The following is a 15,122-nucleotide window of genomic DNA, read 5'->3' on the forward strand; positions in this document are numbered from 1 at the left end:
AAGCCGCTCCACGAAATTTTCAGCGCTGCCGATCCGGCTTTCCGGAGCGACAGATGTCCTGAAACGCTCTCTGAGCCTGAAACAAAAGGCGGCATGAGTGTGCGAGAATGATGATTTTTGAGTTCCGCGACGGAGTGTACTTGAAAGTACATGTGCACCGGAACGCAAAAAATTGCCATTTGCAGCCACTCAAGGCGCGACTTTTGGAACAGGCTCTCACTGTCGGAAGCGGTCAAAACATTGAGTAACACTGTCACTACCAAAAAGGTAAGGCGAGCGCCGCGGCGCTCAACGGCCCTTGCCGCATCGATAGCCAGTTTTCTGGGTATCGTCGTCACGACCTATCTGGGCCTTCTGGCCGTAACTTTTTTCATCGGCCGCGTTGTGCCGATTGATCCCGTGCTTGCCATCGTTGGCGACCGCGCTCCAGCGCATGTCGTCGCCCGCGTGCGGGAAGAAATGGGCTTCAACCTGCCCTATTACCAGCAGTTCTTTCTCTACGTGAAGGGCGTGCTGCAGGGCGATTTCGGCACCTCGGTACTGACCACCAACCCCGTCATGACCGATATTCGCCGCGTTTTCCCGGCTACGATGGAACTCGCCACCGTCGGCACGATCATCGGCGCCCTGTTCGGCATTCCGCTCGGCGTTCTCGCTGCGGTCAAGCGCGGCAGCATTGTCGACCAGATCGTGCGCGTGATCGGCCTTGTCGGCTATTCGGTGCCGATCTTCTGGCTCGGCATGCTTGCGCTTCTGATCTTCTATGCACGGCTAGGCTGGACCTCTGGTCCCGGACGCATCGACATCACATTCGAATATACCTTCACCCCGATCACCGGTTTCTACCTGATCGACGCGATCCTCCAGCGCGATTGGCCAGCCCTCAAGGATATTGTCTCCCACCTTATCCTGCCATCCGTGCTGCTCGGCTATTTCTCGCTTGCCTATATCAGCCGCATGACCCGTTCCTTCATGCTCAACGAGCTGGAACAGGAGTATATCATTGCAGCGCGCGCCAAGGGCATTTCGGAAACTCGCATCATCTGGGGCCACGCACTGCGCAACGCCGCCGTACCGCTGGTGACCGTGATCGCGCTTTCCTATGCCGGACTTCTGGAAGGTTCGGTGCTGACCGAAACCATCTTCTCCTGGCCCGGCCTTGGACTCTACATCACCAATTCACTGCAAAACGCTGATATGAATGCCGTTCTGGGTGGCACCATCGTCATCGGGTCGGTCTTTATCGCGCTCAACCTCGTGTCCGATCTTCTCTATCGGCTTCTCGATCCAAGGACGCGCGCACGATGAGCCAAATGACAGATACTTCCAACCTCTCATGGCGTGAATGGCTGCTTACGGAGCGGCCACAGTCACGCACACAAGCCCGCCTCGGCCGTGCCTATATGGTCTGGCGACGCTTCACCGCCAACAAGCTGGCCGTCCTTGGCCTCCTCATCATCATCGGTCTTCTTGTCGTTGCAGCCCTGGCCGATGTGCTGGCGCCGCATTCGCCGGTCGCCGGCGATCTGGCCAATGCACGTCTGTTGCCGCCGGGATCACCGGGTTACCTGCTCGGCACTGACGATCAGGGTCGCGATATTCTTTCGCGTCTGATCTATGGCTCCCGCCTTACCCTTTATGTGGTGCTGCTGGTCGCCATCATCGCAGCTCCCATCGGCCTTCTGGTCGGCACCGTTGCAGGCTATGCAGGTGGTTGGGTGGATGCCGTGCTGATGCGCATCACCGACATCTTCCTCGCCTTCCCGAAGCTCATCCTGGCACTGGCATTCGTTGCCGCTCTCGGACCGGGCATCGAAAATGCCATCATCGCCATCGCCATCACTTCGTGGCCGCCATATGCGCGCATTGCGCGTGCGGAAACGTTGACCGTGCGCAATTCGGATTATATCTCCGCCGTCCGTTTGATGGGCGCTTCGCCTATCCGCATCGTCGTGCGCCACATCATGCCGCTCTGCACATCGTCACTGATCGTGCGTGTAACGCTCGACATGGCAGGCATCATCCTCACCGCCGCCGGTCTCGGCTTCCTCGGCCTCGGCGCACAGCCGCCTCTGCCTGAATGGGGTGCGATGATCGCTTCCGGTCGCCGCTTCATTCTCGACCAGTGGTGGGTGGCCGCCATGCCGGGTATCGCGATCCTCATCGTCAGCCTCGGCTTCAATCTTCTGGGCGATGGCCTGCGCGATGCGCTCGATCCGCGGGGTAACAACCAATGAAGCCTCTTCTGACTGTCGAAGACCTACGCGTCACTTTCCCGACCCGCACCGGTGCAATCGAGGCCGTGCGCGGCGTCAGCTTCGAACTGGGTCGTGAACGCCTCGGCATCGTAGGCGAATCCGGTTCCGGCAAGTCGCAGACCGGCCGCGCCATCATGGGTTTGACCCCGCCGCATGCGAAGATCACCGCCAAAAAACTCGAATTTGACGGCATCGATCTTCTGAACGCACCGGCACGCGAACGCCGCGCTTTGCGTGGCGGACGCATCGCCATGGTTTTGCAGGACCCGAAATACTCGCTCAACCCTGTGATGACCATCGGCAAGCAGATTGCCGAAACGCTGAAGGCCCACGGCAAGTTCAGCAGTGAAGAAATCCGCAGGCGCTCCATCGCCATGCTGGAAGCCGTGCAGATCCGCGATGCTGAACGCGTCATGAGCCTCTATCCGCACGAAGTTTCGGGCGGCATGGGCCAGCGCGTCATGATTGCCATGATGCTGGTTGCCGAACCGGAAATGCTGATCGCCGATGAGCCGACTTCGGCGCTCGACGTTACGGTCCAGCTTGAAGTGCTCGGCATCCTCGACAAGCTGGTTGCCGAACGCGGCATGGGTCTGATCTTCGTCAGCCACGACCTGCGCCTCGTTTCCTCCTTCTGCGACCGCGTCATCGTGATGTATGCGGGCAAGATCGTCGAGGAAATTGCGGCCAAGGACCTCGCCAATGCGAAACACCCCTATACGCAAGGATTGCTGAATTGCATGCCGAAAATCGGAGCCGATCGCCATCCCCTGCCAACCTTGCAGCGTGAGGAGGCATGGAAGCTATGAGCACGGCATCTGCACTGAGCGTCGACAATATCGACGTCTATTTCGACCACTTCCATGCACTGAAATCGGTCAGCATCGAAGTGGCTCGAGGCGAATCCTACGGCCTCGTGGGTGAATCCGGGTCGGGCAAATCCACCCTGCTGCGCGCTGTTGCGGGACTGGCGCCTGTCGAGGACGGCGAAATCCGTATCGACGGGCAATTGCTGAAAACACCGCGTGACAAGGCGTTCTATCGCAACGTTCAGATGGTGTTTCAGGACCCTTACGGCTCGCTGCATCCGCGCCAGACGGTGGACCGGCTGTTGCTGGAACCGCTCGCCATCCATGGGGTCGGCGATACGGAACAGCGCATCGTGAAGGCGCTCGATGAAGTCGGCCTCGGTTCCGGCTTCCGCTTTCGCTATCCGCACCAGCTTTCAGGCGGCCAGCGCCAGCGCATCGCCATTGCTCGCGCCCTGATCGTCGAGCCCAGCATATTGCTGCTCGACGAGCCGACCTCCGCGCTCGATGCTTCGGTTCAGGCGGAAGTGCTGAACCTGCTCGAACAGGTTCGGCGCGACCGCAACCTGACCTTCGTCATGGTCAGCCACGACCTTGGCGTCGTCACCCATATGTGCGACCGGCTTGCCGTCATGCGCAATGGTGAGGTCGTGGAACAGCTGCAGGCAAACGATCTTGTCAGCGGCAATATCCATGCCGACTATACGAAGAACCTGATGCGGGCGAGCGAAGGCTTCCGCAGGTAAAGCAGAAGCGGTCCGTTTCAGGATACACTAAAAACAAAGGGGACCTCGGGGCCCCCTTTTTCATTGCATCAATCGTCGGACTTACGCGGCGTGTCGCCATCCTGCCCGCGCCGCCAATAGGCGACGATCAACTGCCGATCCTTCGGAATATTGCGTTCCTTGCGCATATAGGTGCGGATCGACCGGAACGCGTTGAACTCACAACCGACCCAGACGTAAATATCGTCTTGGCCTTCCGGCAATTCGACCGCCCGCACGGCATCCTGCAACAAGGTCGTCGTTCCGGCTTCCGCGCCATTGCGGTTCAGCCACTGCAGATCGATATCGGCGCGCGAAAAAAGTTCCTGCTCTTCCTCTGCGCTGCCGATCTCGACCCGTACGACCGCCTTGGTTCCTTCCGGCAACCGTTCCAGAATGCGTCCGATGGCAGGCAGAGCGGTTTCGTCTCCGGCGAGCAGATACCACTTCGCCTCACCTGCATCGCCGCCGCCAGGACCTGTCATGCCGACAATATCGCCCGGCTTGGCGCTGAGGGCCCAACCGGAACCCGGTGCGTCGCAATCATCGCCGTGAACGACCATATCGATATCCACCCATCCGGCGACGGTATCGATGTTGCGGATCGTATAGACACGTGTCGCAAGCTTGGCTGCGCCTTCGGGCCAGACCGGACGGCCATCTTCACCGGTTGTGGGCCATTGCGGCTTTGCCAGGCCTTCGGGCGGAAACAGAAGGCGGATATGGAGCCCCAGCTGCGAGAAGCGGAACAGGTTTTCGCCTTTCAGGCGAACGCGCCGCATGTGCGGTGTTACATTCGACACCGAGACGACCTGCATCTCGCGGAAATAGGGCAGCGGCAGTCCGGCAGCCCCATCGCCTTCCCAGATGATTTTCGGTTTGGCGCTGCCCTTGTCGAGAAACTCCAGCACATGTTCGGCAATGGAATATTTCATATAGGCAAGGCCAGTTTCGTCCTCGCTGGAGACATCGACGCTGACCGTTTCATCGTCCCACTGCACATCCGCCTGACCGAAGCTCAGCACCAGCTTTGCCGTGCTGCCCTGACGGTGCACGTCGGCATGCTCGACGAAATGATCGAGAAGCTGATTGACCACATGACCGGCATTGGTAAGCGCAAAGCGGGTATTGGCGTTGAGTTCGGACATGCCCCGTCCTCCTTTGGGAAACAATTTCCCCAGCCTTACCCGAATATAACATGACTATTCAAGTCATCATTTTGGCTTGAACCCGCAATAAATCGTGACGGGTAGTGCCTGCCGCCAGACATCGAAAGAACCGAGCGCCCCAGCCTGCGCAACCGACAATCGCGTCAGTTCTCCGCCGTACTTTTCACGCCAGTTGAAAAGCAGCATTTCGCTTTGCAGGGTCACGGCGTTGGCAACCAGCCTACCCCCCGGATTCAAGGCGTTCCAGCAAGCTTCCAGCACACCATCATCCGTCACCCCGCCGCCGATGAAGATCGCGTCTGGCGCTTCCAAGCCCGCCAACGCCAGGGGCGCCTCCCCCCTGACAAGCTGCAATCCGGGAACGCCCAGTGCGGCGCGATTTCGCTCGATCATTGCCTGTCGCTGTTCGCTGGCCTCAATGGCAATCGCACGACACGAGGGATGAACACGCATCCATTCGATGCCAATCGAACCACAACCGGCACCCACATCCCATAGCAGTTGACGCGGCAATGGCTGCAATCGTGACAGCGTGACGGCACGAATGTCGCGCTTGGTCAATTGGCCATCATTCTCGAACGCTTCATCGGGAAGACCTACGACAGGCGAAAACACGTTCGCTTCCGGTGCGACGATGCATTCGATTGCCAGAACATTCAGATCGGCGCATCGCCCGTGCGACCAGTTTTCGGCGATATCCTGTACACGTTGCTCCTTGGAGCCACCAATATGCTCAAGAACAGTCATGCGGCTTTGGCCAAACCCCTTGCCCTTGAGCAGTGCCGCCGCTTTTGCTGGCGTCGTACCGTCATTGCTGAGCACCAGGAGCTTCTCGCCGGGCAGGATATGCGGCTGCAGCAATTCAAACGGACGACCGTGCACGCTGACTGTGCGGACATCCTGGAGCGGCCAGCCCATCCGCGCCGCGGCCAGTGAAAGCGAAGACGGATGCGGTAGAACCAGCAATTCTTCCGGCGAAAAATGCCGGGCCAAAGTTGCACCCACGCCAAAAAACATCGGATCGCCACTTGCCAGCGCGATGACCGGCTGGCCGCGATAGGCCTCGATCATCCCGATAGCTTCGTCGAATGGAGACGGCCAGGCCACGCGTTCGGCTTTGATGCCATCGTTCAGAAAATCCAGATGGCGTCTGCCGCCGAAAATGGCCTTGGCCGAGGCGATAGCCGCAAGCGCGGTTTTTCCAAGCCCATCAAACCCGTCTTCACCGATCCCGATCACTGTCAGCCAGCGTGCCATGCGCGATGCTCCTTTTCCCGAGTTCGTAGAGCATTTTGCAGTCAGGTGAAATCACCTGACTTCGCATAAATGCGGCAAAACAAACGGATAGAGCGGAAGCGCGAACGAATGTGAGGCATTTCGCTCTGTCGCGGACAGTAGCAAGTGCATGCGGCAAGGCGTATAAGACTGAAATGCCGAGCAATCCGATCACCAATTCGCTGCATACCTATCCTGACAGGCGCAACGCCTGCCCCGGCCTCTCGCGCATGGTGATGGCGAAAGACGGTGCGATTGCCCGCATAAAACTGAAGCTGGGCCGCTTGTCAGCCGATCAGGCACGTTCAATTGCAGCAATAGCTGAACGTTTCGATGCAGGCGCAATAGAGCTGTCGATTCGCTCCAATATCCAGTTGCGCGGTATTGCGCCCGAACATTGGGATAATGTTGTCGCTGCGCTGCACGACGCCGGCCTTGGAGCAGAAAACCCCGGTGCTGATGATATTCGCAACGTGATGGTCAGCCCCACGGCCGGCATTGATCGGAGCCAGATAGCCGATGTCACGGAACTGGCCTCATCCGCGCTCGATACGCTGCAGGCGAATGAGACTTTCTATGCGCTATCGCCGAAATTCTCCTTGCAGATTGACGGCGGTGAGGATTGCGCAATGGTTTCGCATCCGGGCGATATCTGGCTTTCATCCATGGACCGGAAAACCTACGCTTTTGGCCTCGCCTCGTCTCCCGAAAAACCCGCGCTGGGAACCATAGATGCGGGACACGCCCTGCTGTTCATCGAAGCGTTGCTGCATTGCTTTTTACAGCAGGGCAGCTTTGCGCGGATGAAGCATCTCTTCGAGATCATTTCGCCATCGCAGTTTCTGGCCAATTTGGAAAGGGAACTCCCTTTTCCCATCCATTCGGCAAATGGCTGGAAACGCAAGGTACCGATGGCGTTTTCGCATCTCGGACCGAACCGGCAGCGCGATGGGTCGATTTATATCGGCGCGACACCGCTGATGGGACGGCTGACGCCGCGCCAACTCAGCGCGCTGGCGGACCTCTCCGAGAGCGGAAAAAGCGAGCTGCGCCTTACGCCCTGGCAAGGTGTCATCCTGCCTTATGTAAACGAAACCCGGGTGATCGACCTCACCCAAAAACTCCGTTCGCTTGGTCTCGAAACGACAGCCGAAGTCCCGCACGCGCGGCTTCGTGCCTGTTCGGGCTCGAGTGGATGTGCCTCTGCGCTCGCCGACACTCAAACCGACGGCGGGAAGCTGGCGACACGTTTAAGTCCCGGAACGTCATCCGTGCACATTACAGGATGCGCCAAATCATGCGCCGCGCTTGCGCCATTGCCGCATACCCTGCTGGCGCGCTCGGCAGGCCGCTACGATCTCTATACGCAGGAGCCGTTTCCGCAAGACGGGGCTGGACCATCGCGCTTCGGACGGTTATTGGCGACTGATATTACCATTGACCAAGCGGCGCACCTTCTGAACGCCCGACACTGATTAGAGTGGTCCACCATGACAGACTACATCCGCGACGGACAGGCCATTTACGACCGGTCTTTCGCCATCATTCGTGCCGAGGCCGATCTGAGCCGCATACCCGCCGATCTGGAAAAGCTTGCAGTCCGGGTCATTCACGCCTGCGGCATGGTGGATGTAGTCAATGACCTCGCCTTCTCGGAAGGCGCAGGTAAAGCCGGGCGCGACGCCCTGCTCGCCGGTGCGCCCATTCTTTGTGATGCGCGCATGGTGGCCGAAGGCATTACCCGTTCCCGTCTGCCTGCAAATAATGAAGTCATCTGCACGCTTGGCGATCCGTCGGTTCCCGAGCTAGCCGCGAAGGTCGGCAACACCCGCTCGGCCGCAGCACTCGACCTCTGGCTTCCCCATCTCGCCAACAGCGTGGTTGCAATCGGCAATGCACCAACCGCCCTCTTCCGCCTCTTCGAATTGCTGGATGCCGGTGCGCCGAAACCGGCGCTCATCATCGGAATGCCGGTTGGCTTCGTGGGTGCGGCGGAATCCAAGGACGAACTCGCCGCCAACAGCCGTGGCGTGCCTTACGTGATCGTTCGCGGAAGACGCGGCGGCAGCGCCATGACGGCAGCGGCGGTCAACGCGCTCGCGTCGGAGCGCGAATAATGGCAGCAAAAGGCAGATTGTTTGGCCTCGGTGTCGGCCCCGGCGATCCTGAACTGATCACGCTGAAAGCCCTCCGCCTTCTCAAGAGCGCGCCGGTCGTTGCCTATCACGCCGCCAAGGGAAAGAAGGGCAACGCCCTTACCATCGTCGAGGAATATCTTTCGCCCGAACAGGTTCTCGTGCCGCTGATCTATCCGGTGACGACGGAAAAGCTCCCGGCGCATATGGATTACGAGCAGATCGTCAGCGATTTCTATGGTGAGATAACGGACACGATCGCGAGCCATCTTGATCGGGGACAGGATGTGGCCGTGATCGCGGAAGGCGATCCCTTCTTCTACGGCTCGTTCATGTATATCCACGACCGGCTCGCAGGGCGGTATGAAACGCAAGTCGTGCCCGGTGTCTGTTCCGTTCTCGGTGCCTCTGCCGTCCTCGGTGCGCCGCTTGTCTATCGCAACCAGACGCTCTCCGTTCTTTCCGGCGTCATGGGCGCGGAGGAACTGAAGCAGCGGCTCGCGGATACGGGAGCTGCGGCGATCATGAAGCTCGGCAAGAACCTCGACAAGGTCCGCGCAGTGCTGGGTGATCTCGGTCTCATGGACCGTGCGCTCTATGTCGAGCGCGCCACCATGTCCAACCAGCGCATCGTGCCCCTTGCCGAAGTCGATGGTGACGACTGCCCTTATTTCTCGATCATTCTCGTTCCGGGGCAAAAATGGAACGGCGCATGACCCCTGCGATTCTGGTGCTTGGAGAAGCAGCTGTTCCCACCGCGCAACGGATCGCAATGGCGTTGGAGCGCGCCGAAATACGCGGCCTTCAGAGCCGCGTTGCATCGGTTGACAACACCTTCATGCATTTCGGCGATGCAATAAGGTCGCTCTATGAGGAAGGCCGTCCGATCATCGCGCTTTGCGCCGCCGGTATCGTCATCCGGGCGCTCGCCCCGCTACTTGAGAACAAGCGTATCGAACCGCCAGTTCTCGCCGTGGCTGAGGATGGAAGTGCGGTCGTGCCACTGTTGGGTGGGCTCTCGGGTGTCAACGACATGGCGCGGCAGATTGCAGCGGCGCTTGAGGTCGCGCCTGCAATAACCACGTCCGGCGAACTGCGCTTCGGAATCAATCTGCTGCATCCGCCTGCCGAACTCACGCTTGCCAATCCAGACAGCGCGAAAAGTTTCATGTCGAACCTGCTCGCGGGACAGAAGCTGCGGATTGAAGGACGATCGCGCTGGCTTGCGCAATCGAAACTGCCTTTCGCCGACGACGGCGCGTTGACGATCAGCATAACGCCCCACAATCGCGTGCCGCGTCCCGACGAGTTGATTTATCATCCGCGCAGCGTGGCGATTGCCGTTGATATGGTCCGCGAAAACCTTCAGGCCAATGTTGAGCATGCGCTTGCCCGGGCGGGGAAAGCCCGGCAGTCACTGGCCTTGCTCCTCGCCGATGAAAAAGACTGCGCTGCGTCGGAACTTCACGGAGCGGCACAGATGCTTGGTATTCCACTCCGTTTTGTGGCGGATGCACCCCATGTCCGCGAACTCGTCCTTCGTTCGGTCGAGCAGCCGATTGAGCTGATAGAAGACGACGGACTCGCCATCGCCGTTGCGTCAACCCCGGCAGATGTGCTGTTTGTCGGTCGAAAGCGCGGCAAGCTGGTCGTTATCGGACTTGGGCCCGGATCGCGCAGCCTGATGACGCCTGCCGTCCAGCATGAACTGGAACAGGCTGAAGACATTCTCGGCTATGAGACCTATGTGCGAATGGCTGAGGAGAATCTTCGCCCTTTCCGCCCGGACCAAACCATTCACATGACCGACAATCGTGAGGAAATGCAGCGCGCCCGTCATGCATTCGAACTCGCGGCTTCCGGGCGGCATGTCGTCATGGTTTCGTCGGGAGATCCCGGTGTCTTTGCGATGGCTGCGGCGGTTGTCGAGGCGCTGCACGAAACGGACAATCCCGCGTGGCACGGCGTGGAGCTTGTCATCCAGCCTGGAATTTCAGCGGCAATGGCTGCCGCATCGCGCATTGGTGCGCCGCTGGGACATGACTTCTGCATCATTTCGCTATCGGACAACCTGAAGCCCTGGGAGGTCATCGAAAAGCGCCTGGCGCTTGCCGCCGAAGCCGATCTCGCCATGGCGTTCTACAATCCGATCTCCAGGGCGCGCCCGCATCAGCTTGGCCGCGCGCTGGAAATCCTGCGCCAATATCGATCGCCTGGAACGCCCGTCGTCCTTGGACGAGACATAGGCAGACCTGCCGAGACGACACGGACAACTACGCTGGGTGCATTGACGCCAGAGGATGTCGACATGCGCACCGTGGTCATCATCGGCTCCTCGCATACACAACGGTTTGCGAAGTCCGATGGCCGCGAATGGGTTTATACACCGCGTTGGTACGGCGAAAAGCCTGAGAAGTGACAAACAAAAAGGCAGGGAAAACCCTGCCTTTTTCGCATGTTAGCCGTGACAGTTGAATCAGTTCTTCTTCGCCTTGGCCTTCTTCGGCTGGGCAGCGGCGGCGGCGTCCGCCTTGGCGGCAGCTGCTTCGGCTGCAATCTGATCCGCGCTTTTCGGCGACGTGTCGATGACGGCACGCACACCGCCCTTTGCAGTGAGCTGGCAAACAGCCGTGCGCAGGTCCACCTTGAGATCGACATCCGTTCCGCCTGCTGCACCCGGACGGGAATTGACGGCGGAGATAACGCGTTCCGGCAGGAAGTATTTGTTGGCAGCAGCGGTGATGCACGGCTGCGCCAGCGCAGGGTCGACATAAGCAGTCGGAGTGAAGCGCGGCATCGAAATCGTCGGCGCGCTAACCGGGGCCTCGGTTTTGCCCGGCGTCGCCGTCGTGGTCGGTACAGTCGTCGTGCAGGCAGCGGCAAGCGGGGCCAACATGGCAATGGCTAGGAAACGGGCTCCGGTGCGGGCGCGTCCGTACATGATCAACCTCATAGGATCTGCTGAGTAGGTAAAATTTAAGTTCGATAACTATTCGGTTTTGCTCGATTGTCGAGTGGCAGGAAGGTCACATTGCCAGAATTTCGATTCGCATCCACAGGCTGACGTCACTGCTTTGCCAAAATCCAGTTCAGCATTTCCCGCCAATCCGACATGCGGATGGGCGTGCCGTGATTGCCGCTCTCGAAACGGCGAAACTGAACCGGATAACCCGGCGCGCGCTTGCGTATCTCGCGATAGAAGGATTCCTGCTTGTCGATGGCGAAAACCGGGTCGCGGCTTCCATGACCGAAGAAAACGGGCACGCGCTTCCTGAATGCGGGAGACTTGAAAAATCCCTCATCCCAAAGCGAGCCGAGCAGGATGAGACCTGAAAGCTGACTACCGGCGTTTTCGTTGCCCGCTATGCGCCAGCACAGCGTTCCGCCCTGCGAGCCGCAGGACAGGATCAAGGGAGCGCTTGGCGACGAAGCTTTGACAGCTTCAATCAGCCCGGCAATCTGCGCCTCGCCCGCATCGGCGAAATCCTTGAAGTCCGGTGTGACATACAAGCCGCCGTTCAATGCAGCGAGATTCTTCACCCGGTTGAAATTACCGCCGAAGGTAAAATCATTCATGCCTTGCAGGCGATTGCCGCCCCGGCCATGCAGATAGATGACGATGAAGGATGCACCTTCGCGCTTGCCCGCCGTCATGGCCTTGACTGGCCCAGCTTTGGTCTGAAACGTGACGTCCTTCTGGTAGGCGCGCGCCTTTAGCGAGACATAGGCGTCTTTCACCCGCTTTTCGGGCACCGCATCGCGCCCGTTTATATCGCGCATTTCATTGTAACCGACGACCTTGTAATCGCCATTGTCGGCGCTGCTGATGACGCCGGGATAGGCGAAATAGTCGTCCTTGTAAGGCGGCAGCGACGAAGCCCCGGATGCCGTCGCCGCCGAAAGCAGAAACAACACTCCGAGGAGGCTGCGTGTTGCACGTCTCGACATCACAGCTCCAGCGTATGGTAGCGCCTGTTGAGATAAACCAGCGCTTCCTCTTCGGCCCTCGACCGCAGGCCTACCACTTCGCCGAAAAGCACGTGATGGGTGGAATGATCCTGAACGCTCACCACTCGGCAATCGAAAGAGGCAAGCGCTCCCTCCAATATGGGCGCTCCGGTAACCTGAACTTCCCACCGCGCCAGTTCGAACCGCTCGTCCTGCGTCAGACCAATGCGGCCGGAAAATGCGTCCGCCAGCTGCTGATGCGAGCCGGCAAGCGTGTTGACGGCAAAAACCCCATTGTCGATGAACAGCCGGTTTTCCTCGTGGATCTTCTGCAGGCAGATGAGGATGGTCGGCGGATTATCGGACACTGAGCAGGCCGCCGTCAGGGTTAGACCGCGCCGTCCCGCACTGCCCGCGGTCGTGACGATCTGCACTGCGCCGGCATAATGGCTCATGGCATCGCGGTAGGACTTGGATTCCACCGAAGCTGCACTTGAAATGATGTTCTTAATCGTTTGCACGTCCAACAGAATCCATCTCGCCCTATGGGTATGTTACCTGAAGCCAGCTACCATGTTCAGAAGCCCGCGATATCGGCCCCCAGAAACGGGCATTGCACAAAGGCGAGGAAACAGCTACCCACTTTTCGTTGAAAATGCCACGAATTGTTTATTGAAGACGGATCACGTGATCGAGCTAGGGAAACGTCCTGCCGCAGCGCTGACAAGCATCATCCTCTCACTGCTGGCCAGTTCCGTACTGGCACAGGCAGCAGATATGCGCATCGGACTTGCAGCGCCCCTGTCGGGAACCTTCGCTCCGTTGGGTAATCAGCTGGCCGAAGGGGCGCGCATCGCGGCCGCGACGAAAGGCGCTGAACTCGTCATTTCCGATGACCGCTGCGATGCCGAAGGCGGCAGGGAAGCGGCGGAACGTTTCGTGAGGGAAAACGTCCGGATCGTAACCGGCTTTCTGTGTCCCGACGCCCTTGAGGCGGCGCTCCCGGTTCTCGCAGCTGGCAACATAGTTATCGTGGCCTCGGGCGTCAGTGAACCCACGCTGACCGAAAGGCGCGCACCCGCACCGATGGCAGTATTCCGACTCGCAACCGGACTCGACAAGGAAACGGAAGCAACAGGCAGTTTTCTCGGCAGTCTCTGGCGTGCCCAGGCTTTTGCCGTCATCGATGACGGGACGATTGAGGGACGCGAACGTGCCGCACGTGTTCTGGCCAGCCTCAAGGAGCAGCAGCTGCAACCGGTTTTTACCGATACCTATCGGCCCGGCCTCGACAATCAGAATGCGCTAGTCGCCCGCCTGCGGCGCGCAGGCGCAACCCATGTCTATGTCGGCGGCGAACGTGACGATATCGCCGCCATCGGTACAAGCGCTGCCGTCCTCAATCATCCGTTGACGATTGCAGGCGGGAGCCTGCTTGATGCCGCGCCCGGCGCACAGCCCTTAAGCGAGGGCACTTTGATGATCGCTCCGGTCCGGCCGCAGGACCTTTCAACAGCAAAACCCGCAATCGACGCACTGCATCAGGCCGGAAAACTGGCCGATGCTTATGCCATCATCGGCTATGCCAGCGCGGAGATTGCTGCGGATGCGATCCTGCGCGCCGACGAGAAGAAGCAGCCGGTGCTTGATACGCTTCGCACTGGTTCCTTCGAAACCGTGCTTGGCACGATCAAGTTCGACGACAACGGCATCCGAACGGACAACCCCAACCGCCTCCAGCGGTTCGACGGCAAACGGTTCGTGCTAGCCGACAAGTAGCCCAATGAGACTGGCGGCGATCACCAGCCCGGTCATCAGGCTCATGGTTGACCAGAAAAGGTGAAGCGCGGCATCTATATCATCGGCATTGGCATCGCGTTTGCCGGATGCATTGAGCATGGGACCTTCAACTTTTTCCGTCCCATATTGGCGCGGACCGGCCAATGCCAGCCCCAGCCCGCCTGCAAATGCCGATTCCGGCCAGCCTGCGTTGGGCGAGCGATGCAGGCGCGCGTCACGGCGCATGACCGAGAAAGCTCCCCTTCCTGAAAGCCTGTCTTTCGTGATCGCGGTGGCCAGTGAAGCCAGCAGCCCCGTCAACCGGGCAGGAATGTAGTTTGCAACATCGTCCAGCTTCGCCGCGAAACGGCCGAAATCGCGATAGCGATCATTGAGATGACCAATCATCGAGTCGGCGGTATTGATCATTTTGTAGGCAAACAGCCCCGGCAATCCGCCCACCAGAAACCAGAATGCAGGCGCGACAATGCCGTCGGATGCGTTTTCGGCCAGACTTTCTATCGCTGCCCTGCTGATGCCGCCCTCATCAAGATGCTCGGGATTGCGTCCAACAATCATCGACACGGCCCGCCGTCCGCCCTCGAGGCCGTCCTCCCGCAGCGCCAGCGCAACCGCCTGCACATGATCGGCAAGGCTTTTCTGCGCAAGCAGCACCGTCACGATCAGAATTTCGGCAACAGCGCCTGCTGTTCCGGCAAAGGGCAGTAGGAACTCAAGGACAAGCCCCAGAACGACAGAGACAGCCACCAGCCCAACCGTCAGCCACATGCCATTTCGGCGAAGCACCGCAGCAGCGAGATTTCGGTTGTTCCAGCGCTTTTCACCCCATGAAATTGCTTTCCCGAACAGGACGACGGGATGCGGCATCCTTTGCCATAGCTGCGGCGGATCGCCGACAAAGCGATCGAGAAGCAGCGCAAGCGAAAGAATAATCAGCTTTATTTCCATGAGCTTGACCAGAAAA

Annotated in this window: 15 protein-coding genes; 9 read left to right on the forward strand and 6 right to left on the reverse strand. The window is 59.4% G+C overall.

What is annotated here, in order from left to right:
- Positions 1-240 precede the first annotated feature (240 nt).
- The 4 genes from ABWW28_RS11295 to ABWW28_RS11310 are packed head-to-tail and all read left to right on the forward strand — an operon-like array spanning position 241 to position 3,813.
- Complete coding sequence (locus ABWW28_RS11295; RefSeq protein WP_025090427.1) at positions 241-1,308, forward strand: ABC transporter permease; 1,068 nt, start codon at positions 241-243, stop codon at positions 1,306-1,308.
- Positions 1,305-2,237 carry a nickel transporter permease gene (gene nikC, locus ABWW28_RS11300; RefSeq protein WP_025090428.1) on the forward strand — a complete coding sequence of 311 codons (933 nt, stop codon included), beginning with the start codon at positions 1,305-1,307 and terminating at the stop codon, positions 2,235-2,237. The genes ABWW28_RS11295 and nikC overlap by 4 nt, the downstream gene beginning before the upstream one ends.
- Positions 2,234-3,067, forward strand: a complete 834-nt coding sequence (locus tag ABWW28_RS11305; protein ID WP_006467081.1) for an ABC transporter ATP-binding protein — start codon at positions 2,234-2,236, stop codon at positions 3,065-3,067. Before nikC ends, ABWW28_RS11305 begins: the two co-directional genes overlap by 4 nt.
- On the forward strand, positions 3,064-3,813 hold the full coding sequence (locus ABWW28_RS11310) for an ABC transporter ATP-binding protein (RefSeq protein WP_025090430.1): 750 nt from the start codon (positions 3,064-3,066) through the stop codon (positions 3,811-3,813). Before ABWW28_RS11305 ends, ABWW28_RS11310 begins: the two co-directional genes overlap by 4 nt.
- 68 nt (positions 3,814-3,881) lie before the next feature.
- On the opposite strand, the gene ABWW28_RS11315 is transcribed toward ABWW28_RS11310, so the two are convergent.
- Both ABWW28_RS11315 and ABWW28_RS11320 read right to left on the reverse strand, forming a co-directional pair.
- The gene (locus ABWW28_RS11315) at positions 3,882-4,979 is read right to left on the reverse strand and encodes a siderophore-interacting protein (RefSeq protein WP_021585977.1); all 1,098 of its coding nucleotides are present in this window, start codon (positions 4,977-4,979) and stop codon (positions 3,882-3,884) included.
- Between the two features lie 66 nt (positions 4,980-5,045).
- Entirely contained in the window at positions 5,046-6,257 is a 1,212-nt protein-coding gene (locus tag ABWW28_RS11320; RefSeq protein WP_021585978.1) for a bifunctional cobalt-precorrin-7 (C(5))-methyltransferase/cobalt-precorrin-6B (C(15))-methyltransferase, read from the reverse strand.
- A 173-nt stretch (positions 6,258-6,430) separates the two neighbouring features.
- On the opposite strand from ABWW28_RS11320, the gene cobG reads away from it, so the two are divergent.
- Genes cobG through cobJ form a run of 4 tightly spaced genes read left to right on the forward strand, consistent with a single transcriptional unit; the run spans position 6,431 to position 10,829 of the window.
- Positions 6,431-7,750: a precorrin-3B synthase gene (cobG, locus tag ABWW28_RS11325; RefSeq protein ID WP_021585979.1), complete on the forward strand. Its 1,320-nt coding sequence runs from the start codon at positions 6,431-6,433 to the stop codon at positions 7,748-7,750.
- A gap of 15 nt (positions 7,751-7,765) precedes the next feature.
- Positions 7,766-8,392: a precorrin-8X methylmutase gene (locus ABWW28_RS11330; RefSeq protein WP_021585980.1), complete on the forward strand. Its 627-nt coding sequence runs from the start codon at positions 7,766-7,768 to the stop codon at positions 8,390-8,392.
- Positions 8,392-9,126: a precorrin-2 C(20)-methyltransferase gene (locus tag ABWW28_RS11335; RefSeq protein WP_021585981.1), complete on the forward strand. Its 735-nt coding sequence runs from the start codon at positions 8,392-8,394 to the stop codon at positions 9,124-9,126. The genes ABWW28_RS11330 and ABWW28_RS11335 overlap by 1 nt, the downstream gene beginning before the upstream one ends.
- Positions 9,123-10,829, forward strand: a complete 1,707-nt coding sequence (gene cobJ / locus ABWW28_RS11340) for a precorrin-3B C(17)-methyltransferase (protein WP_170873265.1) — start codon at positions 9,123-9,125, stop codon at positions 10,827-10,829. The genes ABWW28_RS11335 and cobJ overlap by 4 nt, the downstream gene beginning before the upstream one ends.
- 57 nt (positions 10,830-10,886) lie before the next feature.
- On the opposite strand, the gene ABWW28_RS11345 is transcribed toward cobJ, so the two are convergent.
- The 3 genes from ABWW28_RS11345 to ABWW28_RS11355 form a co-directional block, all read right to left on the reverse strand.
- Entirely contained in the window at positions 10,887-11,351 is a 465-nt protein-coding gene (locus tag ABWW28_RS11345) for a hypothetical protein (protein ID WP_021585983.1), read from the reverse strand.
- A 125-nt stretch (positions 11,352-11,476) separates the two neighbouring features.
- Positions 11,477-12,358 carry an alpha/beta hydrolase gene (locus tag ABWW28_RS11350; protein WP_021585984.1) on the reverse strand — a complete coding sequence of 294 codons (882 nt, stop codon included), beginning with the start codon at positions 12,356-12,358 and terminating at the stop codon, positions 11,477-11,479.
- Positions 12,358-12,879 carry a flavin reductase gene (locus tag ABWW28_RS11355; RefSeq protein ID WP_031346343.1) on the reverse strand — a complete coding sequence of 174 codons (522 nt, stop codon included), beginning with the start codon at positions 12,877-12,879 and terminating at the stop codon, positions 12,358-12,360. Before ABWW28_RS11355 ends, ABWW28_RS11350 begins: the two co-directional genes overlap by 1 nt.
- Positions 12,880-13,045: 166 nt before the next feature.
- Here ABWW28_RS11355 and ABWW28_RS11360 point away from each other — a divergent pair, with 166 nt between their 5' ends.
- Positions 13,046-14,137, forward strand: a complete 1,092-nt coding sequence (locus ABWW28_RS11360; protein ID WP_031346344.1) for a branched-chain amino acid ABC transporter substrate-binding protein — start codon at positions 13,046-13,048, stop codon at positions 14,135-14,137.
- Here ABWW28_RS11360 and cbiB read toward each other — a convergent pair.
- The gene (gene cbiB, locus ABWW28_RS11365; RefSeq protein ID WP_353391015.1) at positions 14,123-15,106 is read right to left on the reverse strand and encodes an adenosylcobinamide-phosphate synthase CbiB; all 984 of its coding nucleotides are present in this window, start codon (positions 15,104-15,106) and stop codon (positions 14,123-14,125) included. The genes ABWW28_RS11360 and cbiB overlap by 15 nt on opposite strands.
- Positions 15,107-15,122: the final 16 nt, after the last annotated feature.

The organism is Brucella sp. NBRC 14130, assembly GCF_040371715.1.
Taxonomy (GTDB): Bacteria; Pseudomonadota; Alphaproteobacteria; order Rhizobiales; family Rhizobiaceae; genus Brucella; species Brucella intermedia.

Coding starts and splice junctions, on each gene's coding strand:
- nikC (WP_025090428.1), top strand. CDS start 1,305: ATGAGCCAAATGACAGATACTTCCAACCTCTCATGGCGTGAATGGCTG.
- ABWW28_RS11305 (WP_006467081.1), top strand. CDS start 2,234: ATGAAGCCTCTTCTGACTGTCGAAGACCTACGCGTCACTTTCCCGACC.
- ABWW28_RS11310 (WP_025090430.1), top strand. CDS start 3,064: ATGAGCACGGCATCTGCACTGAGCGTCGACAATATCGACGTCTATTTC.
- ABWW28_RS11315 (WP_021585977.1), bottom strand. CDS start 4,979: ATGTCCGAACTCAACGCCAATACCCGCTTTGCGCTTACCAATGCCGGT.
- ABWW28_RS11320 (WP_021585978.1), bottom strand. CDS start 6,257: ATGGCACGCTGGCTGACAGTGATCGGGATCGGTGAAGACGGGTTTGAT.
- cobG (WP_021585979.1), top strand. CDS start 6,431: ATGCCGAGCAATCCGATCACCAATTCGCTGCATACCTATCCTGACAGG.
- ABWW28_RS11330 (WP_021585980.1), top strand. CDS start 7,766: ATGACAGACTACATCCGCGACGGACAGGCCATTTACGACCGGTCTTTC.
- ABWW28_RS11335 (WP_021585981.1), top strand. CDS start 8,392: ATGGCAGCAAAAGGCAGATTGTTTGGCCTCGGTGTCGGCCCCGGCGAT.
- cobJ (WP_170873265.1), top strand. CDS start 9,123: ATGACCCCTGCGATTCTGGTGCTTGGAGAAGCAGCTGTTCCCACCGCG.
- ABWW28_RS11345 (WP_021585983.1), bottom strand. CDS start 11,351: ATGTACGGACGCGCCCGCACCGGAGCCCGTTTCCTAGCCATTGCCATG.
- ABWW28_RS11350 (WP_021585984.1), bottom strand. CDS start 12,358: ATGTCGAGACGTGCAACACGCAGCCTCCTCGGAGTGTTGTTTCTGCTT.
- cbiB (WP_353391015.1), bottom strand. CDS start 15,106: ATGGAAATAAAGCTGATTATTCTTTCGCTTGCGCTGCTTCTCGATCGC.